The sequence below is a fragment of the Actinomyces qiguomingii genome (assembly GCF_004102025.1).
GTDB classification, from domain to species: domain Bacteria; phylum Actinomycetota; class Actinomycetes; order Actinomycetales; family Actinomycetaceae; genus Actinomyces; species Actinomyces qiguomingii.
This window is the reverse complement of the sequence record NZ_CP025228.1, coordinates 2,469,103-2,491,612: the sequence shown is the minus strand read 5'-3', so window position 1 is coordinate 2,491,612 and position 22,510 is coordinate 2,469,103. Positions and strand designations below refer to the sequence as shown.

General features: G+C 67.7%; 20 protein-coding genes and 2 pseudogenes. 15 read left to right on the top strand and 7 right to left on the bottom strand.

The window, feature by feature from the left end; genetic code table 11:
• The first annotated feature begins 407 nt into the window (after positions 1-407).
• The 12 genes and pseudogenes from CWT10_RS10335 to CWT10_RS10280 all read left to right on the top strand — a co-directional run bounded on the left by CWT10_RS10335 (position 408) and on the right by CWT10_RS10280 (position 11,768).
• On the top strand, positions 408-1,895 hold the full coding sequence (locus tag CWT10_RS10335) for an alanine/glycine:cation symporter family protein (protein ID WP_103062980.1): 1,488 nt from the start codon (positions 408-410) through the stop codon (positions 1,893-1,895).
• 314 nt (positions 1,896-2,209) lie between these two features.
• The gene (gene rpsP, locus CWT10_RS10330; protein WP_103062979.1) at positions 2,210-2,653 is read left to right on the top strand and encodes a 30S ribosomal protein S16; all 444 of its coding nucleotides are present in this window, start codon (positions 2,210-2,212) and stop codon (positions 2,651-2,653) included.
• 1 nt (position 2,654) lies between these two features.
• Entirely contained in the window at positions 2,655-2,891 is a 237-nt protein-coding gene (locus CWT10_RS10325; protein WP_103062978.1) for an RNA-binding protein, read from the top strand.
• Positions 2,892-3,358: 467 nt separating this feature from the next.
• Positions 3,359-3,910: a ribosome maturation factor RimM gene (rimM, locus tag CWT10_RS10320; RefSeq protein WP_103062977.1), complete on the top strand. Its 552-nt coding sequence runs from the start codon at positions 3,359-3,361 to the stop codon at positions 3,908-3,910.
• An 86-nt stretch (positions 3,911-3,996) separates the two neighbouring features.
• A complete protein-coding gene (gene trmD / locus CWT10_RS10315; RefSeq protein ID WP_174722007.1) occupies positions 3,997-5,514 on the top strand; it encodes a tRNA (guanosine(37)-N1)-methyltransferase TrmD in 1,518 nt (505 codons plus the stop codon).
• Positions 5,515-5,805: 291 nt separating this feature from the next.
• Positions 5,806-6,156 carry a 50S ribosomal protein L19 gene (gene rplS, locus CWT10_RS10310; RefSeq protein ID WP_103062976.1) on the top strand — a complete coding sequence of 117 codons (351 nt, stop codon included), beginning with the start codon at positions 5,806-5,808 and terminating at the stop codon, positions 6,154-6,156.
• Between the two features lie 110 nt (positions 6,157-6,266).
• Positions 6,267-7,082, top strand: a complete 816-nt coding sequence (gene lepB / locus CWT10_RS10305) for a signal peptidase I (protein ID WP_233188129.1) — start codon at positions 6,267-6,269, stop codon at positions 7,080-7,082.
• Positions 7,079-7,768 (top strand): annotated as a pseudogene (locus CWT10_RS10300) (ribonuclease HII); the annotation flags it as partial. The gene lepB and the pseudogene CWT10_RS10300, both read left to right, overlap by 4 nt.
• A gap of 151 nt (positions 7,769-7,919) precedes the next feature.
• Positions 7,920-8,225: a DUF2469 domain-containing protein gene (locus CWT10_RS10295; RefSeq protein WP_103062974.1), complete on the top strand. Its 306-nt coding sequence runs from the start codon at positions 7,920-7,922 to the stop codon at positions 8,223-8,225.
• 53 nt (positions 8,226-8,278) lie between these two features.
• Positions 8,279-8,854: a YraN family protein gene (locus tag CWT10_RS10290; RefSeq protein ID WP_233188128.1), complete on the top strand. Its 576-nt coding sequence runs from the start codon at positions 8,279-8,281 to the stop codon at positions 8,852-8,854.
• A complete protein-coding gene (locus CWT10_RS10285; RefSeq protein WP_103062973.1) occupies positions 8,854-10,431 on the top strand; it encodes a YifB family Mg chelatase-like AAA ATPase in 1,578 nt (525 codons plus the stop codon). Before CWT10_RS10290 ends, CWT10_RS10285 begins: the two co-directional genes overlap by 1 nt.
• Positions 10,428-11,768: a DNA-processing protein DprA gene (locus CWT10_RS10280; protein ID WP_103062972.1), complete on the top strand. Its 1,341-nt coding sequence runs from the start codon at positions 10,428-10,430 to the stop codon at positions 11,766-11,768. The genes CWT10_RS10285 and CWT10_RS10280 overlap by 4 nt, the downstream gene beginning before the upstream one ends.
• A 333-nt stretch (positions 11,769-12,101) precedes the next feature.
• Here the strand turns inward: CWT10_RS10280 and CWT10_RS10275 are convergent, their stop codons facing one another.
• Both CWT10_RS10275 and CWT10_RS10270 read right to left on the bottom strand, forming a co-directional pair.
• Positions 12,102-12,941: an ABC transporter permease subunit gene (locus tag CWT10_RS10275; protein WP_103062971.1), complete on the bottom strand. Its 840-nt coding sequence runs from the start codon at positions 12,939-12,941 to the stop codon at positions 12,102-12,104.
• Positions 12,938-13,867, bottom strand: coding sequence for an ABC transporter ATP-binding protein (locus CWT10_RS10270; protein ID WP_103062970.1), 930 nt, complete (start codon positions 13,865-13,867; stop codon positions 12,938-12,940). The genes CWT10_RS10275 and CWT10_RS10270 overlap by 4 nt, the downstream gene beginning before the upstream one ends.
• Positions 13,868-14,226: 359 nt before the next feature.
• Between CWT10_RS10270 and CWT10_RS10265 the strand changes: the two genes are divergently transcribed.
• Entirely contained in the window at positions 14,227-15,168 is a 942-nt protein-coding gene (locus tag CWT10_RS10265) for a tyrosine recombinase XerC (RefSeq protein WP_179952365.1), read from the top strand.
• A gap of 102 nt (positions 15,169-15,270) precedes the next feature.
• Here the strand turns inward: CWT10_RS10265 and CWT10_RS17435 are convergent, their stop codons facing one another.
• On the bottom strand, positions 15,271-16,008 hold the full coding sequence (locus CWT10_RS17435; protein ID WP_233188127.1) for a M23 family metallopeptidase: 738 nt from the start codon (positions 16,006-16,008) through the stop codon (positions 15,271-15,273).
• Between the two features lie 521 nt (positions 16,009-16,529).
• Between CWT10_RS17435 and rpsB the strand changes: the two genes are divergently transcribed.
• Positions 16,530-17,462, top strand: coding sequence for a 30S ribosomal protein S2 (rpsB, locus tag CWT10_RS10255; protein WP_103062968.1), 933 nt, complete (start codon positions 16,530-16,532; stop codon positions 17,460-17,462).
• 50 nt (positions 17,463-17,512) lie between these two features.
• On the top strand, positions 17,513-18,352 hold the full coding sequence (tsf, locus tag CWT10_RS10250) for a translation elongation factor Ts (protein WP_103062967.1): 840 nt from the start codon (positions 17,513-17,515) through the stop codon (positions 18,350-18,352).
• Positions 18,353-18,459: 107 nt separating this feature from the next.
• On the opposite strand, the gene CWT10_RS10245 is transcribed toward tsf, so the two are convergent.
• From CWT10_RS10245 to CWT10_RS18005, 4 genes and pseudogenes are all read right to left on the bottom strand, one after another.
• Positions 18,460-18,876, bottom strand: coding sequence for a hypothetical protein (locus CWT10_RS10245; protein WP_103062966.1), 417 nt, complete (start codon positions 18,874-18,876; stop codon positions 18,460-18,462).
• Between the two features lie 2 nt (positions 18,877-18,878).
• Positions 18,879-20,525 carry a hypothetical protein gene (locus CWT10_RS10240; protein WP_103062965.1) on the bottom strand — a complete coding sequence of 549 codons (1,647 nt, stop codon included), beginning with the start codon at positions 20,523-20,525 and terminating at the stop codon, positions 18,879-18,881.
• On the bottom strand, positions 20,522-21,235 hold the full coding sequence (locus CWT10_RS17430) for an ABC transporter ATP-binding protein (protein WP_233188126.1): 714 nt from the start codon (positions 21,233-21,235) through the stop codon (positions 20,522-20,524). Before CWT10_RS17430 ends, CWT10_RS10240 begins: the two co-directional genes overlap by 4 nt.
• Positions 21,236-21,538: 303 nt before the next feature.
• A pseudogene (locus tag CWT10_RS18005) lies at positions 21,539-21,937 on the bottom strand (CPBP family intramembrane glutamic endopeptidase); the annotation flags it as partial.
• Between the last annotated feature and the right edge of the window lie 573 nt (positions 21,938-22,510).

Here is a 22,510-nt window from a genome sequence, read left to right as displayed (position 1 = left end):
CAGCCGGTTTGCCCGGGTGGTTCTACGACGGAGCTCGCGGTGTGGGGCGCGGGAGAAGCGGGGCTGGAGCCGATGAGCTGACGTGGCGGGCGGATAGACCTGGGGGCGCCGGGAGGACGAATACCGCGTCGAGAGAACAGACTCACGCCCCAAACATCACGGTACGGTCAAGTGAGGAGAGGGCTGTCCGGATTCGGGGCAAGTCTGGTTGGAGAACCGGGTCTCCGGTTGACAGTCGCTGGACTCATGCGGCTGCGAAGCCGGCGAACGACTCGGCGGCGGGCGCTTGGCCCGGACCGTGGCATCCGGCTCGGTCTGGTGTCCCACTCCTTGTGCATCGGCCATCTGCGTCCGCTACCTGGGGTAACCTCACAGCGCCCCGCCATCCCCGACGGACGGAAAACACAGTGTCCGCTGCACTCACCAACGCCCTGTCCAGCTTCGAGGGCTTCGTCTCCGGCAACATTCTGGTCTGGATCCTTCTGGGCACCGGCCTGTACCTGACCGTACGCACCCGTGCCGTCCAGTTGCGGTTCTTCATGCGTGCCCTTCGCCTCGTGGCCCACTCCCGACACCAGCGTGGCTCGCTGTCCAGCTTTCAGGCTTTTGTGATCGGCCTGGGCGGGCGCGTTGGCACCGGAAACATCGCCGGTGTGGCCCTGGCCGTCACCCTCGGCGGTCCTGGGGCTCTGCTGTGGATGTGGGTGGTGGCGATTCTCGGTATGGCCACCAGCTTCGCCGAGTCGACGCTCGCGCAGGTGTTCAAGGTTCGCAACGCCGATGGGATTTTCCGGGGCGGCCCCGCCTATTACATGGAGCGTGGCATCGGCCGCGGCGCCCTGGGCCGGGGCATGGGGGTGGTCTTCGCGGTTATGCTCGTGTTCTCATACGGCCTGATCTTCCCGATGGTGCAGTCCAACACCATCGCTGTGACTCTGTCCGAGGCCCACGGTGTGAGTATCTCGGCAACGGCCATTGTGCTGATCGTGTTGACGGCGCCGATTCTGCTGGCCGGCATGCGAGTTGTGGCCAAGGTGACCGAATGGCTCGTGCCGCTGATGGCCCTGGCCTATCTGGTGGTGGTTCTGGTGGTCATCGTCGTGTCCATCGACCGAGTTCCCGGGGCCTTCGCCGACATCTTCGCCGGCGCCTTCAACCTACGTTCTGGTCTGGCCGGCACCGGTGGCGGCATCTTCGCCACCTTCCTCAATGGCACCAAACGCGGTCTGTTCTCAAACGAGGCCGGCCAGGGCTCCTCGCCGAACGGCGCCGCAACGGCCGATGTCGCCCACCCCGTGACCCAGGGGCTAATTCAGGCGCTGGGCGTGTGTGTGGACACGATCGTGATCTGCACCGCCACCGGGCTCACCATCCTGCTCGCCTCCCCGGCCGTCTACACCCCCGGCGTCGAACCGCAATGGGCGAAGACCACCCTGGTCCAGCACGCCCTGGCCGATGCCGTCCCCGGCGACTGGGTCATCTGGTTCATGAGCTTCGTGGTGGTCACCTTCGCCTACTCCTCGGTGCTGGGATACTCGGCCTTCGCCGAGATCAACGTCAGCTACCTCGGCGGCGGCCGCCTAGCCGGCATAGTCCTGCGGCTGGCCATGACCATCGCCACCGGGATGGGTGCGCTGGCCGCCCTGGAACTGGCTTGGGCTATGGCCGATGTGGCCCTGGCACTGATGACGATCCTGAATCTGGTGGCCGTACTGTGGTTGTCCCGCTGGGTGTTCGCCACTCTACGGGACTATGACGCCCAACTGGGTGACGGCGTGGCCGAGCCGGTGTTCATCACCCCCGGTAATGCGCTGCTTCCCGGCGAATTGGATGGGGACATCTGGACTGCCGACCGGGCCGTCCTGCGCCAGGAGAGTCTCCACGAGGAGATCTGACCCGCCTCCTAAGCCGTTGTTACGCGGTAATGAATCGCCGCCGCGCCGAAATCGGGCCGCTCGGGCCTGGGGGAGTGACGGAGTGCCGGACCACAGCGGGGCCTGTGGGCGATCTCGCACCGAATCGATGGGCCCCGGGAAGCCACCGGGCTGGCATGCGGCGGCGTCGCTCTGGCAGAATGCCTGGCTGTACTCGACCGTTCCCGGTCCCTCTCCCGGTGCGATCGCGTCTGGGCCCCAACCGGCCCCCGTTGCTGTAACCCCACAGGGAACCGGCATGGGCCAAACCATCGAGAACCAGGAGTTTCAACCAAGTGGCAGTCAAGATTCGCCTCAAGCGCCTCGGCAGGAAGTTCGCGCCCTTCTACCGGGTGGTCGTCGTCGATTCCCGTAAGAAGCGCGATGGCCGTGTCATCGAGGAGATCGGCGTTTACGACCCGATGCAGGAGCCCTCACTGATCCGTATCGACTCCGAGCGGGCCCAGTACTGGCTGGGCGTGGGCGCGCAGCCCTCCAACACCGTGTTCAACCTGCTGAAGATTACCGGCGACTACCACACCTTCAAGGGACTGAAGGGCGTCAAGCCCCGCCTGAAGGTCAAGGACGCCGATGCTGAGGCGGCGGCGAAGCAGGCGGCGGTTCAGGCCGTCGCGGACGACGCCGAGAAGCGCAAGGCCGATGCCGCCGTCGCCCAGGCGAAGGCCGAGGCCGAGTCCCAGGCCGAGGAGCCGACCGAGGCCGCTGCCGAGGAGGCCTGACGTGCTCGCCGACGCGCTCGAACACCTGGTGCGCGGTATCGTCGACAATCCCGACGACGTCACTGTGACCTCCCGGACGCTGCGCCGCGGCGACCTGCTGGAGGTGCGGGTCAACCCGGAAGATCTGGGCCGTGTGATCGGTCGCTCCGGCCGTACCGCGCGCGCCCTGCGCACGGTGGTTGGCGCCCTCGCCGACTCCCCGGTGCGCGTTGATGTCGTAGACACTGATCGCCGCTGAGGAGCACAGTCCCGAACGAGCCAATACCGCCGCCCGATCCCGACAAGGGGTCGGGCGGCGGCATTTTCCAGCTTCTTGGGGTTATCGGTGCGAACGTGGTGCTGTAGACCAGGGTGCAGGGTGTTGCGGCTTGTCGCGGGCTGTTCTTGTGGGCGCCATGGTCTTGACCATGCCTTTGGGGGAGGTGTGGCCAGGGCGGCAGTGGCACCCAAGCTGGCACCCAAGTGGTCCCGGCCAGCTGCCGGCTGCGTACTTGGACCGGGTTCCTGCGGTTGGACCGCGGTTTTGCGGTTGGACCGTCTGAGAGTGCGTTTCAGGTGGTCCAACGGCAGCCAGGTGGTCCAACGGCAGCCAGGTGGTCCAACGGCAGCCAGGGGGTCCATCCGCAGCTGGGCAGTCCAATAACCCGAATGTGCGCAGCGGACGGGTGCGTACCGGGGCTGGCAGCGCGGGGTAGGTTAGTTCTCGTGCTGCTAACCGTCGCCGTCATCGGCCCCGCCCACGCGCTCAAGGGCGAGGTACGCCTGGATGTCCGCACCGATGACCCGGAGGGCAGACTCGCTCCCGGCAGCGTTCTTCCCGTCGAACCCGCCATCGGTCCCGCCGCCGCCGGGAGCCTCACCGTTTCCCGGCTACGTTTCGATGGACACCGCTGGTTCGCTGCCTTCGTCGAGGCTACCGACCGCACTGCCGCGGAGTCGCTGCGCGGCGTCGAACTGTTGGTCGAGGCCGAGGCTGAGGAACCGGAGGACGACGCCTGGTACGCCCATGAACTGGTCGGGCTGCGGGCGATCCAGCTCTTGCCCGGTGGCTCGGTGCGCGAGCTCGGTGAGGTCAGCGGCCTGGAACCGGGTGTGGCCCAGGATCGGCTGTTGGTGCGCACCCCCCAGGGGCAGGAGGTCCGGGTCCCCTTCGTAGAGCAACTCGTGCCCGAGATCAACCCCGACGCCGGCACCGTCGTAATCGACCCTCCCGGTGGACTGTTCCCCGGGGTGGGTGAGCCGGAGGAGGCCCGGTGAGCCGTACCGCCGATTCGATGTCAGTGCGGGCGGAGGAGGATGTGCAGCAGTCGGCGCATGCGCCCGCCGGGCGGCCCAATGGGCCCCTGCGCCTAGACGTGGTGACTATCTTCCCCGACTACCTGCGGGTTCTGGACCTGTCCCTGATTGGGCGCGCAGATGCCGAAGGCCTGCTGGACCTGCACGTGCACGACCTGCGCGACTGGACCCATGACCGCCACCGCACTGTGGACGACACCCCCATCGGCGGGGGAGCGGGTATGGTGATGAAGCCCGACGTGTGGGGCGCTGCTCTGGACGACATCGTCTGCGCAGCCCTGCCCGGCGGGGCGGTTGCAAAGGCACCGGGCACCCCAGTCGCCGAGGGGGACCAGGCTCGGCAGGAGGGGCCCCGCCGCGTGTTGGTGATCCCCGCCCCCTCCGGCGAGGTCTTCACTCAGCGCACCGCGGAGGACCTGGCCGGTGCCGACCAGCTCATTTTCGCCTGCGGCCGTTATGAGGGCATCGACGCCCGCGTTGGCGCGTATTACGCCGCGTGCGGAGTGGAGGTGCGCGAGCTGTCCATCGGCGACTACGTGCTCAACGGAGGGGAGGCTGCCGCCCTGGTCATGATCGAGGCCGTCGCCCGCCTGCGGCCTGGCGTGCTGGGCAACCCCGAATCCATAGTCGAGGAGTCGCATGCCGGCACCGGTCTGCTGGAGTACCCCGTATACACCCGTCCCGTGGCCTGGCGCGGGTACGACCTGGCGGCCACCGAACCGGTGCTACTGTCCGGCGACCACGCCCGCGTCGCCCGGCACCGCCGCGATCAGGCCATCGCCCGTACCGCCGAACGGCGGCCCGACCTGATCGCCCGGCTCCGTCCAGCCGAACTCGACGCCGGCGACCGCGCCGCCCTGGCCCGCAACGGCTGGGTCGCACCGGCTGGCGCCGCCCACCCGGTGCCGCTCGTGGTGCGTCCGGCCGTGGACGGCGATCTGGTCGCCCTCGCCGACCTGGCTGCGCGTACCTTCCCCGACGCGTGCCCGAGTTCCCTCACGCCGGAACAGATCGCGGCGCACATCGCCGTCAACCTCTCCCCGCAGCGACTGGCCCTCTGGCTGGAGGACCCGCGTGTGGTGCTCACCGTCGCCGAGCTCCCTCAGGGCCTGCCGGCTCCCCCGGGCGAGACCGATGCCGAAGCACTGCCAGCCGGCGCCCTGGTCGGTTACAGCGCCGTCGTGGCCGAGATCCTCGACGCCGATGGCGCCCTCCCGGCCGGACTTGATCCGCGGCCCCCCGCGGTCTCGGTTCCGCCCGGCCCCGACGGCGCGCAGGCACTGGCGGCGGAACTATCCAAGGTCTATGTCGACGCCCGTCTGCGTTCGGCCGGCATAGCCGCCACACTCCTCGCCGAGGCCGTAAGCGTCGTCGACAATATGGGCGTCACCGCCCTGTGGCTGGGTACCAATGCGGCCAACCGGCGCGCGCAGAAGGCATACCGGCACGCCGGCTTCCGCAAGGTCGGCACCCGCACTTATGAGGTCGGCGGCAGCCGTTGTCGTGACGTCGTCATGGTCCTGCACCCGCAGGTGAAGCTGCCGCGGCCGGGTCGGTCCGGCTGACGTTCCGACTCGGCTCCTGCGGATCGGGGATGTTGTGGCTGGTTGGTACTGTTGGCGCTCGGGTCGCGTGAAATCCAGCACGTAGCACGCCCGGGCCGTCTCAATGGTGCAGCGCCTGTGGCAGACTAGACCGGCCGCGGGCCTCGGACCGCCCCTGCCACTGGGGAGGCGGTCAGGAGCAGGACCCGCAGGCGCAGGAATGCGGCAAATACCGCCTGCCCGGCAACCCGGTCCGGCGGCGCCGCCCGTTTATCGCCCGCTGACCAGTGGCACGGGCGAGGAGAGAAGTCAATGACCAACCTGATCGACGAGATCGACGCCGCCTCACTGCGTGAGGACATCCCCAGTTTCCGGGCCGGTGACACCCTGCGGGTGCACGTCAAGGTCGTGGAGGGTTCCCGCAGCCGTATCCAGGTATTCCAGGGCGTCGTCATCGCCCGCAGGGGCAGCGGCGTGTCCGAGACCTTCACCATCCGCAAGATCTCCTTCGGGGTCGGAGTCGAGCGCACCTTCCCGCTGCACACCCCCACGATTGACAAGATCGAGGTCGTCACTCGCGGTGATGTGCGCCGCGCCAAGCTGTACTACCTGCGCAACCTGCACGGTAAGGCGGCTAAGATCAAGGAGTTCCGCACTAACTGAGGGTCCGGAGGCCTCCGAGCCCGCAGGTGCCCGGGGCCCGCGGGTCCCGGGCACCCACACACTCCAGCTTCGACCCTGAAGCCATCCAGCCACTATGCGAGAGGGAGACGGTGAGCGCACCGCAGGAAGACGCCGAAGGCATGCCTGAAGCCGTCTCCACCAGCCCCGATGCCGCGGCATCCGTTGAGGATGAGTTGCCGCCCTCCTTCCAACCGGTCCGCCGCTCCGCCCCCGACGATGACGCCGAGCCCGTCGCCCGGCAGCGCCGCGGTTCCACCCTGGCGATAGTGCTGGTAGTACTGCTGGTAGTGGCCCTGGTGAAGACCTACGTCGTCCAGACCTTCGGCATCCCCTCCGGATCCATGGAGGACACCCTGCTGGAGGGCGACCGGGTGGCCGTGACCATGTATGACGCCGACGACGTCGAACGCGGCGATATCATCGTATTCACCGATCCGGACAACTGGCTTAACGTCGCCGAGCCCACCGGACTCAAGGGCTTGATCCAGGATGCGCTGACTGCCTTACGTCTACTGCCCGAGGACTCCGGACACCACCTGATCAAGCGTGTCATTGGCGTGGGTGGAGACCATATAGTGGCCGACGGCAATGGCTCGCTGACCATCAACGGCGTCGAGGTCGATGAGTCCTACCTGAAGCCCGGGCGCTCGGCATCCGATGTCGCCTTTGACGTGACGGTGCCCGCGGGACATGTGTGGGTGATGGGCGACAACCGCGCCAATTCCGCCGACTCCCGCTTCCACCAGGACGACGCCAACGGCGGATTCGTCCCCTTGGAGGACGTGGTCGGGGTGGCCAAGGCCGTGGTGCTGCCGCTGTCGCGCATTGGGGGACTCGACGCCCACGGCGTCTTCGACACCGTTCCCGATGCCGCCGCGACCGCCAGCTCTGGGACGGTCCCGTGACTCCCACACGCATCCGGCCTGATCGCGAGCTGGAGGAGGCACTGCTCGCACAACACCAACTGGTGGGCGGCATGGACGAGGTTGGCAGGGGAGCCCTGGCCGGTCCCGTCAGCGTTGGCCTGGTAGTCGTCTCGCGCGCCACGGCGGCGACCTTCCCGGCTGACCTGGCAGACTCCAAAAGGCTCACGCCCCGCCGCCGGGAAGCGCTTGTGACCCCCTGTCGTGAATGGGCCGCCGACTACGCCGTCGGCCACGCCACCCCGACGGAGATTGACGCACTGGGCATTGTCGGTGCCCTGTGGCTGGCCGGACGCCGGGCCCTGGCTCGGGTGTCCACTCGCGGTCACCTGCCCGGCGCCATCATCCTGGACGGCAGTGTCAACTGGCTGCATCCCACCGCTGCGCCCGGCCTGGCTGAGGCGCTTGTAGGGGACGGCGCCGCGGCGTCGGTTCCCGTGCCTGTTGTGCATACGCGCGTGAAGGCGGACGCCCACTGCGCCGTGGTGGCGGCAGCCTCTGTGCTGGCCAAGGTTGAGCGAGACGCGCTCATGGCCGGGCTGCCCGACCCGGGCTACGGTTGGGCGCGCAATAAGGGCTACGCTTCGCCCGCCCATATTGAGGGCCTAGCCCGGCTTGGCGCCAGCGACATCCATCGTCGCTCTTGGCACCTGCCCGGGCTGGAACGCTTCCCAACCGAGGTCGCAGGTTCCGACGCTGCGCCTGTGGGCGCAGATGCTTCCGACGTGCCATTGCAGGTGCCGGCTCGAGCCGCAGCTGTGGCCGACGCGCCCGCGGGACCTGCTGCCGGAGGAGAGGCCCGTTGGGCATGATGAGCGAATGAGTGCCGAAGACCTGGAGTCGTATGAGAACGAGTTGGAGCTCGATCTGTATCGCGAGTACCGCGACGTCATCTCCCTGTTCTCATATGTCGTCGAGACGGAGCGCCGCTTCTACCTGGCCAACGCCGTGGATGTGCAGGTGCGCACCAATGGCGGTGAGGTGTTCTTCGAACTGACTCTTGAGGACGCCTGGGTTTGGGACATCTACCGGGCGAGCCGCTTCGTGAAGTCGGTACGCGTGGTCACCTTCAAGGACGTCAATGTGGAGGAGCTGACCAAGCCGGAGATGGATATTCCTTCCTGACTCGACGCCGGGGCGGTCCGGGAGGAACTCACCGGATTCCACAGGTGCGGTTCGTGCAGGGTCAATCCACAAAGATCGAACCGCCCGCTGGCCTCCTGTCCGGTCCCGCAGGCACGCTGGTGGCGGAGGTCAAGCACATGCAATCCGCGTCACCCGTCCCACGGCGTACGGCCGCAAGCGCCGCAGCCGCCAACCGTCCCCTCGCCGTCGACTCCAAGCCACAGGCCGCCGGTCCGCCGTCCCGCACCGACTCCCGGCGCCTGATCGGGCAGCGTGGTGAGGCCATCGCCGCCGACTATCTCAACGACTTGGGCTGGCGCATCCTCGACCGCAATTGGCGGCCGGGTCCTGGTCTGCGTGGAGAAGTCGACATCGTAGCCCTGCAGCCGAGCCCCGCCGGCCCCGAAACACTGGTGATCGTGGAGGTCAAAACGCGTACCTCGGGTGTCGCCGGTCCGCCCGCCGCAGCCGTCGGCCCACTGAAGCTGCGCCACCTGCGCTCTCTTGCCGCCGCCTGGGCGGCCGCCCACCCCGTGCCTCGTACGGGCCTGCGCCTGGATGTGGTCTCCATTCAGCTGCGGGAAGGCCTGCCGGCTCTGCTGCGCCACCACCGGGGGGTGGGGGACTGATGGGACTGGCACGCACTCTCGCCGTCACCCTGACGGGGCTCGCCGGGCACCTGGTGGAGGTGGAGGCCCATTCCGCACACGGGCTGCCGGGATTCACTCTCGTAGGTCTGCCGGATGCAGCCGTGCGCGAATCACGTGAACGAGTCAGGGCCGCCCTGTCCACCTGCGGGGTTACCTGGGGTGAGCACCGCCTGACGGTCAACCTCTCCCCGGCCGACCTGCCCAAAACCGGCACCGGCTTCGACCTGGCACTGGCGCTCGCAGTTCTGGGCGCCCGCGGTCAGCTGCCGGAGCGTGCCGTCGCCCACCTGGCCCGTACCGCGTACATCGGGGAGCTTGGCCTAGACGGCTCCATCCACCCGGTCCGCGGCATCCTGCCGGCCGTTCGAGCCGCCGCCGACGCCGGCGTGACCGAGGTGGTAGTCGCCGCCGGCGCCGGTCGAGAGGCCGCCCTGGTGCCGGGTGTAGACGTCACCGCCGTCAGCCACGTCGGTCAGCTGCTGGAGCGTTACGGCGGGAGGCTTCCCGGTCGCGCCCGCGAGCTGATGCGTCAGGCGCGCAGGCAGGCCGCGGCCCAGGTGGCGCATCGGGTGGAGCGGCCCGTGTCGGCAAGTGAACCCGATCTAGCCGATGTCGTTGGGCAGGCGCAGGCCCGCCATGCCCTGGAGGTTGCGGCAGCGGGTGGGCATCACCTGTTGCTGGTCGGCCCGCCGGGTGCGGGCAAGACCATGCTCGCCGAGCGCTTGCCCTCTATCCTGCCGCCTCTGAATCCCGAGGATGCCGTCACCGTCACCTCCATTCACTCCCTGGCCGGCACCTTCAACGCCGACACCGGCCTGCTGACCCGCCCGCCACTGCGCGCTCCCCACCACACTGCCACGCGAGCAGCGGTCATTGGTGGCGGTTCCGGCTCGCCCCGCCCCGGTGACGTCTCCCTGGCGCACCGCGGTGTGCTGTTCCTCGACGAGGCCCCGGAGTTTCCCGCTGGTGTACTCGACTGCCTGCGCCAGCCCCTGGAGTCCGGGTATGTCACCATTGACCGGGCCGCCGGGCGCGCCACCTATCCGGCGGCATTTCAACTGGTGCTGGCCGCCAATCCCTGCCCCTGTGGGCGGGCCACCGGCCGTGGCCTGGAGTGCACTTGCACCTCGCTGCAACGACGCCGCTACTTCTCCCGCCTATCCGGACCCCTGCTGGATCGGGTGGACATCCAGGTGGAGGTCGCCGCCGTAACCGCCGACGACCTGGCTGCTGGAGCCGCCGGCGAGCCCAGTGCCGTTGTCGCCGCCCGCGTCGCCGAGGCGAGGGAGCGGTCCGCCCACCGGCTGGCCGACACGCCCTGGCGGCTTATGGGGCAGGTACCCGGAGGTTGGCTGCGCTCACCCGCCTCCGGTACCGATCCCGCACTGCTGGCCCCGCTTATGACCGCGCTGGACCGCGGCGACCTGACCCTACGGGGCGTAGACCGGGTGCTGCGGCTGGCCTGGACCTTGGCCGACCTCGGTGCCCGCCCGGTACCCACCGTAACCGACATCGGCGCCGCCCTGGCGCTGCGCACGAGAGGAGCCCGCCCATGAACGCGCGGTTTGAACCCTATCCGAGACCCACAGCGGACCTGGGATCGGTCACCCCGCTGGCATGGGATGACGACGAGGCACTGGCCCGGGCCACCTGGTCCCGACTGGCCGAACCCGCCGACGCCCACGCCTGCGCCCTGGTCGGAGGCCTTGGGGCCACCGCCGCCTTGGAGTGGCTCACGCAGGAGGCCCTTGACGCCGAGGGCCGGCCCCGTCCCGCCCCGCGGCCACCCCTACCGCCACGTGGTGACGCTGCCCGTGCCGGAGCTGATTGGGCCGCCGCTGCCGGGCGCTGGGCGCCGCGTCTACAAGGCCTGGACATTCGCCGCGAGCTGGATGTGTTGGAGCGCCTGGGCGGCAACCTGGTGCTGCCCGGTGAGGCGTGGTGGCCGCCGGGTCTGAACGACTTGGAGCGTGCGCCACACTGCCTGTGGGTGCGTGGCGATCCCGCCCTGCTCGTGTCTCGCAGTAACGCCGAGCCGAGCGGAGAGACCGCTTTAGATGCACCGCGTATGCGTGAGGATCTGGTGCCCGCCGGGCCGGGTACCGGCCGTGCACTGGCCCTGGTTGGGGCCCGCGCCTCCACCGACTACGGCGAGCACGTCACCTTCGACATGGCCAGTAGCTTGGCGGCCAAGGGCGTAGTGGTCATTTCCGGGGGCGCCTTCGGGATTGACGCCGCCGCGCACCGTGGCGCCTTGCGCACCGGCGCTACCGTGTCCGTGTCCGCCGGGGGAGTGGATCGGCTCTACCCGGCGGGCAATGCCGACGTGCTGGAGGAGGTGATCGCCGCCGGCGCCCTAGTCGCGGAGGTGCCGCCGGGCTGCCAGCCCGGTCGCCACCGCTTCCTGACCCGCAACCGGCTGATTGCCGCCATGAGTGATGCCACCGTCGTCGTGGAGGCGGCTTGGCGCTCCGGCGCCCTGTCTACTGCCCACCATGCCCTGGAGGTGGGCAGACCGGTGGGGGCCGTGCCCGGGCCGGTGACCTCCATGGCGTCGGTGGGTTGTCACCGGCTGCTGCGACAGGGTGCCGTGTGCGTCACGGACGCCGACGAGGCGCTGGAACTAATCACGCCTCTGGGCGCTACTGACGCCGAGTCGGCCAAGGCCGCAGACCCCGCCAATGCTGGAACCGGGCTACTGGACGGATTGGAGGGGCCGACGGCCGCCGTACTGGATGCTCTGCCCGCACGTGGCGATGCCGGAGTGGAGTCGATTGTGCGCGCTGCGGGTCTGAGCGAAGGCGAGACCATCGCGGCCCTGGGGTTGCTGGAGCTTGAGGGTCGGGTGGAGCGCCGGGGTACTGCCTGGCGCCGTGCCCGCAGGCGCCGCTGATAGGGATTCCGGATCAGGACGGCGGGCTGCGTCCATATGCGGCTCTTCCGGTTTGACAGTGTCGAGTTCGGTCGATATAACCATCGAGTTCGGTCGATATAACGATCGAGTTCGGTTGGTGGGGCTGGTGGGTCGGGGGAATGTCCGGATTCGGCGCAAACGATGTCCCCGCGCCCGACGGCGCCCACCAGATGCGCATGATTCCGCATCGGTGGTGCTGAAGAGGGGGCGCCAGGGGCCCTTGGCTCGTTGGTGCGGAAGCGGCACCACCATACGCAGACACCGAGGGTGCTCCAGCGGAAGAGCCCCATTTCATCTGCCCGCCGTCTCGCCTCAGCGCCCGATATCGCGGCGGGACAGAGCCACACAGGCGACTGCGACCAGTGCTGCGCTGAGAACCCACAGCAGGGTTAGACCGCCCCAGTCCCAGCCCTGGCTTAGGGGAGCGTTTCCGAAGGCCCAGTGATATGGGGATAGGTAATGCAACCAGTTCAGGCTGGTGGACATGTTGCCGACTGCATTCAGTGCATAGCCGGCCGCGGCTACCGCGGCTCCGGCTGCGAGCGCGCTGGTACTCCGGCCCGTAAGCGCACCGGTTGCCAGGGCCGCGGTTCCCGCTAGCAACACAAGCCCGGCCCAGGCGGTTGTGGCGGCCAGTATGTTACCCAGCGTCAGCCCCAAGTCGAACACCGGAGTGAATGCCGCCAACATCACCACGGTTGCAACGGATAGGATCATTACTCGTGACAGCAGCGCCGCAGCGCTTTCGGCGGCGTACTGCACACGCCCCACGGCGTGGGCGACAGTGAGCTCAAGCCGCCCGGACTCCTCCATCCCGGCAATGAAACGTGCGCCCCAGGCGATGGCTGCGATCGCTCCGAGCACGAAGCCCAGCAGCCCGAAGAAGGTTGCCTGCGTGTAACCCGCGCCGGTGGCGATCTGGTCGTATCCCATGACGGTGACCAGATCCTCGGGCAGGGTATCGATGATGCCGGCGATCTCCGGCGTCTGCAACGACGGGTAGATAGGCAGATACAGGGCCAGCACTGCGCAGATAGCCACCGCCCAGCCCAGTAGTGAGCGGGCACCATCGGCCAGGTGGCGACGCAGGATCGGTACGGGCGCCCGTGCTGCGGCGCCGTCGGGAGTGGTAGGGGTGCTGGAAGCGCTCATGCGGACTCCTGCTGCTTTTCCTGGGCGTACAGGTTGAGGATGGACTCCTCCAGATCGGGCTCCGCAATGGCCAGTTCCTCCACCGTCAGGCGTGACAGGGCTTTCACCACTTTATCCGCGCTGCCGCGGAAGGAACCCGAAATGCGCAGTTGGTCCCCGGAAGTCGGTTCGACCCGCAGATCACTCAGTAGTTCCGGCTCTACCAGGCCAGCGCGAAGCTCCGATTCGGTCGTTCCGCTGAGCAGCGCCCGCAGTCGTGATACCGCCGCTGGGCGCAAAGAGGAGACCGCGCCTTCGGCCACAATGCTGCCGTGGGACAATACGGCGGCCATATCGGCTGCGTGCTGGATCTCGCTGAGAATATGGGAACTGAGCAGCACGGTTTGCCCGGCGTCGCGCGCCTGACGCACCAGGGTCAGGAACTCCCGCTGGATAAGGGGATCCAGTCCGCTGGTGGGCTCATCAAGGATCAACAACTCGGGAGCGTGCATGAATGCCTGGATCAGCCCGAGCTTCTGTTTGTTCCCCTTTGACAGGGTGCGGACGGGACGGCTCAGGTCCAGCCCTAGGCGCTCGGCCAGGGACTCGATCCTGCCGGGGGCCACCTGCCCGCTGATCTCAGCCAGGTGCTTGAGCAGTGCTGCGCCGCTGGCACGTTCACTGAGGTTGAGTTCACCTGGGAGGAAACCTACGCGGCGCCGCAACTGGGGGCAGTCGGAGGCGGGTGATTCGCCAAGCACACGCACAGCGCCGCTGGTGGGCCTCATAATGCCCAGAAGTATGCGCATCACCGTGGTCTTACCCGCTCCATTGGGACCGATCAGCCCGTAGACGCAGCCGCGCTCGACCTTCAGGTCGATGCCACGCACCGCGTGCACCTGCCCGAAGCGCTTGTGCAGCGATTCAATGGTGATGACTGCCGACATGAGCTCTCCTGACACTTCAGAATGGGTCTACCGAAAACCCCCGGAACTGAGGCATCAAGTACCCGCCGACAACTACCGAACACACCGAGCATGCTACCGAGCCGATGTGGGAGGAACAACCCCCTGTCCACGAGCCGGACTCGATGGTGATTTCAGCCGATCTCGACAAGCACACCTCAGACCGGAAGAGCCGAATTTGGGCAGCGCACCACGGTCGAAACTGGATGAGCCACTAGACTGACTACGTGTGTGAGCACTCTGCGGACTCTAAGGCTGGTGAGGCATCTGCAACGGTCTTGCCTAATGGGGGACGACATACGAGGCCGGCCGATGCGCGCCGGTGCGACACCCGGGCCGGGCTGTTGGACGCCTTCGCCCGCTACTTGGACCTGCAACGGGGTCTTTCCGCGCATACAGTGCGGGCCTACCGCAGCGATCTGGGCGACCTGCTGAGTTTCCTAGGCGTTGGTGCAGGAGACGACGAACCGGTGGGGCCCGCCCTCGGCACCCTGGATTTGCCAGACCTGCGTGCCTGGCTGGCCGCAATGTCCGCCGCCGGTGCTGCCCGCACCACCCTGGCCCGTCGCGCCGCTGCCTGTCGCACCTTCTCCAATTGGGCCCACCGCAACAAGCTGCTGAAATCGGATGTAGCTGCACGCCTGCGCTCGCCCCGCGCCGATGCTCGCCTGCCCTCGGTGCTCACCCCCGAGCAGGCCGCCGCCCTGCTGGATGCGGCGGCTGATGTTGTTGCCGAGGCCGGGGCGACGGCGGGTGATGACGCCGATGCCTACGCGGCCCGAGCACTGGCCCGGCGCGACCGGGCGATTCTTGAGGTGCTTTACGCCACCGGCATGCGCGTATCGGAACTGTGCTCCCTGGACCTGGGGGACGTGGACGCCTCCCGCCGTACCATGCGGGTCCTGGGCAAGGGCGACAAGGAACGCACCGTTCCCTATGGGGCACCCGCCGCCGCGGCCCTGCAGGACTGGCAGGATGCGCGTGAGGTCGTTGCAGCGCCCGACGCCGGGACGGCCCTGTTCCTGGGTGCGCGCGGGCACCGCATTGGACCGCGGGCGGTGCGCGATATCGTCCATCGGGCTACCGCCCGTGCCGGTGTGCCAGACCTGGGCCCCCATGGGCTGCGCCACTCCGCGGCCACCCACGTGTTGAGCGGGGGAGCGGATCTGCGCAGCGTGCAGGAGCTGCTCGGGCACTCCTCGCTGGCCACCACCCAGCGCTACACGCACGTATCCGCCGAGCGTTTGCGAGCCGTCTACGCCCAGGCGTTCCCGCGGGCCTGACGGCTGCTGCTGACGATCCTGTCTTATAACCGGTTGGCGCTGACCGCGGTCGGCGGAGCCAGCATCCAGTGGTCCGGTGGGCTCCAGTGGGTCCGGCTGCGCTCAGTTCACCGGCTTGAGCCGGATGACGGCCGGCTGGAGCAGCCGCAGCGGGTTGACGTAGGTTTTGGGGCCGGTTCGGGCGCCCCAGTGCAGGGCATCGGCTCCGTCGGCGCGGTGGCCGGTTTGCAGCGTGCCGATCACCTGGCCGCGTGTGACGACTTCGCCCGCCCTGACCGACGGCTCGACCGGCTCATAGGTGGTGCGGATGCCGTCGGCGTGGTCGATGGACACCACTGGCCGCCCTGCCACCATGCCTGCGAATGCCACTGTGCCGTCGGCGGCTGCCAGCACCGGCGAACCAGCGGCCAGCGCCAGATCCACGCCCCGGTGTCCGGAGCCCCACACCACCGCCGGCGGATCGAAGTCCGCCAACACCGTGGTGGCGATTCCCGTTGGCCAGCCGTAGCGCACCGCCGTGGCCAGCATGCCCGGCAGGGAGGCAGGCCGATTCGGCGCCGGGACCGCCACCAGTGCGTGCAGTGTGTTCGGATGATCACCCCGCTGGACTGTGACCGCCTGCCACGGGGAGGGGTCGGCAGGTGGGGCCGTGGCACCTGCCGACGCAGGAGCGGGTGCTAGCAGGAGGGCGGTGCACGTCGCCAATGCGGCACAAACACAGGCCAGGCGTCGAATCCGCTGCCGCATCCCTGCGGGAAACAGTCGTGAAGGGGCGTCGGGGTGGCATCCGGTGGAGGCGACGGTGCCGACGGCGGCGTGGACGGACGTGATGTTGCTCATGGCAGCAGGGTGCTCCGGTGCGCGCTGCGGCGCATCTGCGAGCACGCTCGCCTGTGGACGACCGGTCCGACTGCATGTCTCCAAACTGCCCTGTGGACACCGGCGGTCTCCTACGGCCACGCGGCTGGATGTCTCGGGATGGCGAGGCTCGTTTACAACCGGGGCCGTGGGGACGTGGGGATGCGGCGGCGCTGTGATAACCTCGCGCCCGCAGCCCTGTGCGGGTTCGGCGATCTACGCCGTTCCGGTGCGAGGCTGACTTCGCGTGTCCGCGCCCACTTCGCCGTCGGCGAGGAGGGAACGTCCTTTTGGGCGCCATGGCCGAGGTCCCGCACCGCACAAGCACCGCGGGTGGCCGGGCGTCGCGGACACCAGGCCCCATGCCCGGCCACGGGCAGCCGCGCCCCGTAACCGGGGACTGCGGTCAAAGGGGAACAACCACCCATAACCGGGCGCCCCATCCGTACCGCGGTGGGTCGCCCCAGACCGCGCGTCCGCCGGGCGCGCCTGAAAGGACCCCCATGGCGATTGTCACCATGCGCCAGCTGCTTGAGAACGGTGTGCACTTCGGCCACCAGACCCGCCGTTGGAACCCCAAGATGAAGCGCTTCATCCTCACCGAGCGCAACGGCATCTACGTCATCGACTTGCAGCAGTCGATCGACGGCATCAACACCGCCTACGACTTCGTCAAGGAGACCGTCGCCCGCGGCGGCAACATCTTGTTCGTCGGCACCAAGACTCAAGCGCAGGCCGCCGTGGCCGAGCAGGCCCAGCGCGTCGGCATGCCCTACGTCAATCAGCGCTGGCTGGGCGGTATGCTCACCAACTTCGCCACTGTCCGCGGTCGCCTGGATCGCATGAAGGAACTCGAGCAGATCGACTTCGACGACGTCGCCGGCTCCGGTCGCACCAAGAAGGAGCTGCTCATGATGCGCCGCGAGAAGGACAAGCTTGTCAAGACCCTCGGCGGTATTCGCGACATGGCCAAGCCGCCGGCGGCGGTGTGGGTGGTGGACACCAAGAAAGAGCACCTGGCCATTTCCGAGGCGCAGAAGCTCGGCATCCCCGTGGTCGCCGTCCTGGACACCAACTGCGACCCCGACGAGGTCACCTACGCCGTTCCCGGCAACGACGACGCCATCCGCTCCGTCGCCCTGCTGACCCGCATCATCGCCGACGCCGCTGCCGAGGGCCTGGTGGCGCGCTCCGCCGGTCGCGCCCGCACCGGTGAGGAGGCGGAGGTCCCTGCGGCCGAGGCCGAGCCGCTGCCCGAGTGGGAGGCCCAGCTGCTGGCCGGCGCCGAGAACACGGACACCGCCGCGAGTGACGAGCCGGTCGCCGAGGCGGCCGCGCAGGCCGAGGTCGCCGCTGAGCCGACCGCCCAGGCCACTGTGAGTGAAGCCCCGGCGGCTCCCACGGATAGCGAGCCTGCTCCCGTTGAGCAGGCCTGAGTCCAGTAGCCGTCAGTTCACTCCATTCTTAGCAATTCCAGGAGATATCCATGCCCAACTACACCACCGCTGACATCAAGGCGCTGCGCGAGAAGACCGGCGCCGGCATGCTAGACGTCAAGAAGGCGCTCGACGAGGCGAACGGTGACGCCGAAAAGGCCATCGAGATCATCCGCGTCAAGGGCCTGAAGGGCATCGCCAAGCGCGAGGGCCGTTCCGCCTCCGCCGGCCTGATCGCCGCCAAGGTGGTTGACGTCGACGGCGCCCAGGTGGGTGTGCTCGTCGAGATCAACGCCGAGACCGACTTCGTGGCCAAGAACGAGAAGTTCCTCGACTTCGCTGACCAGGTGCTTTCCGCTGCCCTCGACTCCGGCGCCGAGAGTGCCGAGGCCCTGGCCGAGGTCGCCATCGACGGCACCACCGTCAAGGAGCTGACCGACTCCATGCAGGCCGTCATCGGCGAGAAGATCGTCGTGCGCCGCGTCGGCCGCCTGGCCGCCGACCACGTCGAGCTGTATCTGCACCGCACCAACCCGGACCTGCCCGCGCAGGTGGGCGTGCTGGTCGGCACCGACGCCGCGGCCGGCGAGGTCGCCCACGACGTCGCCATGCACGTGGCCGCTTACTCTCCGCTGTACCTGGACCGCGACTCCGTCCCCGCCGAGGTCGTTGAGAAGGAGCGTGCCATCGCTGAGGAGACCACGCGCGCCGAGGGTAAGCCCGACAAGGCCATCCCGAAGATCGTCGAGGGTCGCATGAACGGCTTCTACAAGGAGAACTGCCTGGTGGACCAGGCCTACGCCAAGGACCCCAAGACCACGGTCAGTAAGGTTATTGCGGCCACCGGCGGCAAGCTGACCGGCTTCGTCCGCTTCCGCGTCGGCGCCTGAGCCATCGCGATCCAGCACCGGGGTCCCCGTGGGTGAGAGCTCGCGGGGACCCCGCCTCATACCCGGACTCCTACCCGGTCCGGCTCCGAGCTGTCGCGCGGGGGCGCTCAGGACACCAGGATCGCGACGAGTCGATTCCAGCTGGTGCCGTGGGCCTCCAGGTACTCATTCAGGCGGGCGTCGTCCTGCTCCAGGGCGGCCGCCGCCAGATGACGCGCGGAGACGGCGGAGTCGACCGCCAGTGCCACCGCCCGCACCGAGGCCGCCTTGGCACGGTCGTCGAAGCCGATCGGCCGGGGCAGCAGCCGCCCCAGGCCGCGGCGGGGAGCATCGGCGGTCGCCTCCTTGACCAGCTCTTCCCAGCTCAGTCGGTGGGGCGAGCCCACCAGCGCCTCCACCTCGCGGCTGGTGCGGAGCGCGGCGACGAATACATCCAGGGGCTCGGCGTTGCCTGCGCCCCGTTCCTTCGCCACCGCGCGTGCATCCTTGAGCACCGTCTTGGCGCTCTCATCCATCCCTGACATGGTTACTCCTTTGTTCCCTGGAGATTGTTGATGGTGGTGCTGAGATCTGTGGAATCCGCGACCTGGTTGGTCCGCACCGTGTAGCGGGAGGCGGACCATGTCGCCAGCGCCATGTGCAACAGCGCCCAGGACACCAGTGCGGCGGCCACCGCCTGGGCGGCAAATGCCACATACACGGGATACCCGGGCGCCAATGCTGCCGTGCCCTGCCCGATGGCGAAGAGCAGCGGCCCGCCGAGGGCGGCCAGCCCACCGACGCCGGCGGTCAGACGATTCGAAACGCCCCGCACGGCCAGGAGCGCGGCGGCTACGGAACACGCCGCGGCGAACAGGGGCCAGGTGATCGCGCATCCGAGCGCGACGCCCACGGCCTCGCCGGGCAGGTGGGCGCGGGCACCGCCGAAGACGGTCAACAGGCAGATGGCCGATGCCTGCAACGCGGGCAGGAGACAACTCCATGCGCCCACCGCCAGGGCGCTTCGGCGGGTACTGCTCGCCGTGGCGAACAGCGGATAATGCGCCTGCGCCACGGCGCCGTCCAACGCGCCTGAGGAGACCGCGAATCCGCCCACGATCATGAAGGCGAGCAGCCACCACTGCGGCAGCAGCAGGCCGACCAGGTGACCGACCGCATAGGCCGCCAGCGCCTCGGATACGAGGACCCTGCCGGAATGTCGACGTCCCGCCTCCCACCACTGGCGGACGGCGAAGGCGGCCGCCCCGTGCACGACGGCGGGCATGCGTCCGCTTCTCGCATGAGCCGGGCGCATGAGTGCCAATGCCGCGGAGGCGTCCCGGCTGTCGGCCAAGTCTAGGATCGCCGCGATCTGGTAGGCGGGCGCCGCCCACACGGGAGTCAGCCGGGGCGCCAGGGCGATCACCGCCGCGTAGGTCCCTGCGGCGGCCGCGGCGAGCAGCACGGTCGGCCACCAGCGGGCGGTCATGACTGTGAAGACGTCGCCCAGCACGTTCAGCGCCCCCACCCCCTGTTCCGGCACGCGGGCGGTCACGATCCACAGCACGGCGGCCGCCGGAGTCCACCACGCCAGGGTCAGGAGCGGGCGCGTGCGCGGCCAGGCCCACGCCGCACAGCCGCAGGCCAGGCGGGCACTGGTCATCCAGGCGCCGAGTGCCGTGAGCACTGCCCACAAGCGCAGGCGTGAATCGAGGTTCGCCCACCATGCGGGCGCCAGTGAGATGAGCACGGCGGCCACGTAAAGGCCGCCGATCACCGGGGCCGGCAGGCGGGCGAGAACGCCGGCGGTGAGTGGAGCACGAATCAACAGGCCGGAATCGACGACGCCGATTTCGCCGGTGCCCATAATGACGGGAGGCCGGGCGACGGAACGGGCGCCCCAGACCGTGATGCCGCCGACCAGCGCCGCACCGAGCGCGTCTCGCAGCAGCGGGTCGTGAATGGCCGATGCGCGCGCGTATGGGGGCGCCACCAGGATCCAAAGCAACCGGGCGCTGACCAGCACCACGCCGATGCAGGCCAGTCGGCCCGGCCAGTGCGTGAGCATCCCGCCCACTTTGTGGCGAATGCTGCGCCAGCGCGCCGCCAACAGAATCGCGATCAGCCGCGGGGCGCGTGGCAGGAGGCGTTCATTCGCGGAGGCCCCAGAGGTCGGCGTGACGGGGATGCTCATGGTGCCGCCTCACTCATCCCGTCGAAGTCGGCCAGCCGGGGCCGGGAGGCCGTGCGGTGGCTGACGGCGGCGAAGGCGGCCTCAAAGGCGGTCCTCTCACCGGATGCGTCACCCAGCCGTATGAACTGCGCGGGCGTTCCGGAGAACACGAGCTCGCCGTGGTCCAGGACGATCAGCTCATCGGCCACCCGCTCTGCGATGTCCAGTCGGTGCGTCGACACCAGCACGCAGCGCCCCTGGTCGCGCAGTTGCTCCACCAGGAACATGAGCATCTCCTGGCCGGCCGGGTCTAGGCCGTCGAAGGGCTCGTCCAGGATGAGGACCCGCGCACCCTGACGCACGGCGCAGGCGAGCATCAGTCGTTTCTTCAAGCCCTTCGACAACTTGCTGGCCAGCACGTCGGCGTGTTCATCCAGGCCCAGCGCCTCCAGGAAGTGCTCCTCCTGCGTCTGACTGAAGCGGCCGAGGTCATAAACCGCTTCCACGAGCCGCAGATGCTCCCGCACGGTCAACAGCGGGTAGACCAGTGAGGAGTCCGGAACATAGCCCACGGCGCGGTTGGCGAATGTGTCGTCACCCGGCAGCGCAATGCGCGCGCTCCCGTGGCTGATCGCCTCGTGGCCCACGAGAATCCGCATGAGGGTGGACTTGCCCGCCCCGTTTGGGCCGAGGATGCAGGTAATGGTGCCGTAGCGGACGTCCAGAGTCACATCATTTAGCGCGATACTGCTTCCGTAACTCTTAGTCAGGGCCTGTGTCTCAATAACGCTCGCTGCTGAATCAGAGTGCAACGACACTATCTCGCTTCGCGACGTCAGAAGTTTGTCTGTTCGACCCCGCCGGATATCGGCACCCGGGTCATGTGACGGATCGTATAAGGAATGTTCGGCATGTAGTCGTCGATGCCGCAACAACGTAAAGAAGGGGAGCACAAATAACGCGAGGAGGGGGAGTAATGTGTAGGTAAAGGAAGTACGCAGGATAGGGGCCGACAGTGTCACATAATCAACCGTGTAATGCGCGACAATTGCAGCAAGAATACCGTAACGTTCTGTCAACACAACCAGCAACAATCCTAAAAGCAACAACTCCAGTATTCGCGAAACGGAGGGGATCACCCCGTAGTTTGCGTGGATTAAAGCCCACGCCAAGGAGGTTAGAAGCGCTGCGACATGTCGGCTTCCCGTCATTGTCGTGAGTCGACGAAAAGCAAACCAACGAAAGAGTGTCTCCTCCTGGATAGATGCGACGAGACTTGAAGCAAGCGGAGTCAGAATCGGAACAACGGTTGCGATAGAATGCACGTCAGGTGGACTGAGACGTACCGAAGTGACCCCGCTCTGATTAGACAACGCATAACCAAATGCCGACGTTCCAAGCCACAAGGACGCCAGACAAACGCCAGGAAGCATGGAATTCAAAGGAGAGTAGCCTGCGTGGTTAGATCTTAGCGGAGAATGTGGTGTCGGCAGACGAATAGCGGCTTCGCCGCATAGCTTTACCGTTGCGAACAACAGGACTGCAGCGAAACCGTTGCTCAGGAATACTGCTATTCTATATGAATCGGATGATATGCCAGCCGGAGGTGCCGTAGTGCTGCCGCTAATGTTATTTGCTGCCGAGACCATTACAAGGATGGCGAGTACAATAGTCACCACAGTGAGAACAGAGGACCCGTTGTGATGGTCGCTGTGAAGGACAGTTCCGGCTGCGAGTACTATGAACACCAGAGAGGATATGAATCCGATTGTGGATGCCACCTCGCCCAGAAATGAAGACCGTTGAATTTGCGTCAAGTGCGATTCGGGAATGCGAACACTTTGAGTGAGTGATACGAGTGATCCGCTGTGCGTCAACGCATAGTCAACAGTGACGGGGGTGGAGCCATTAGTCACTACGGACCAGTTGAATTCTGCCCCGGTGTTGGCAACAATCTCGTCTACTTCTGTGCTTGACAACGAGTCGGGAGCGCCGTGCGTGTGCGC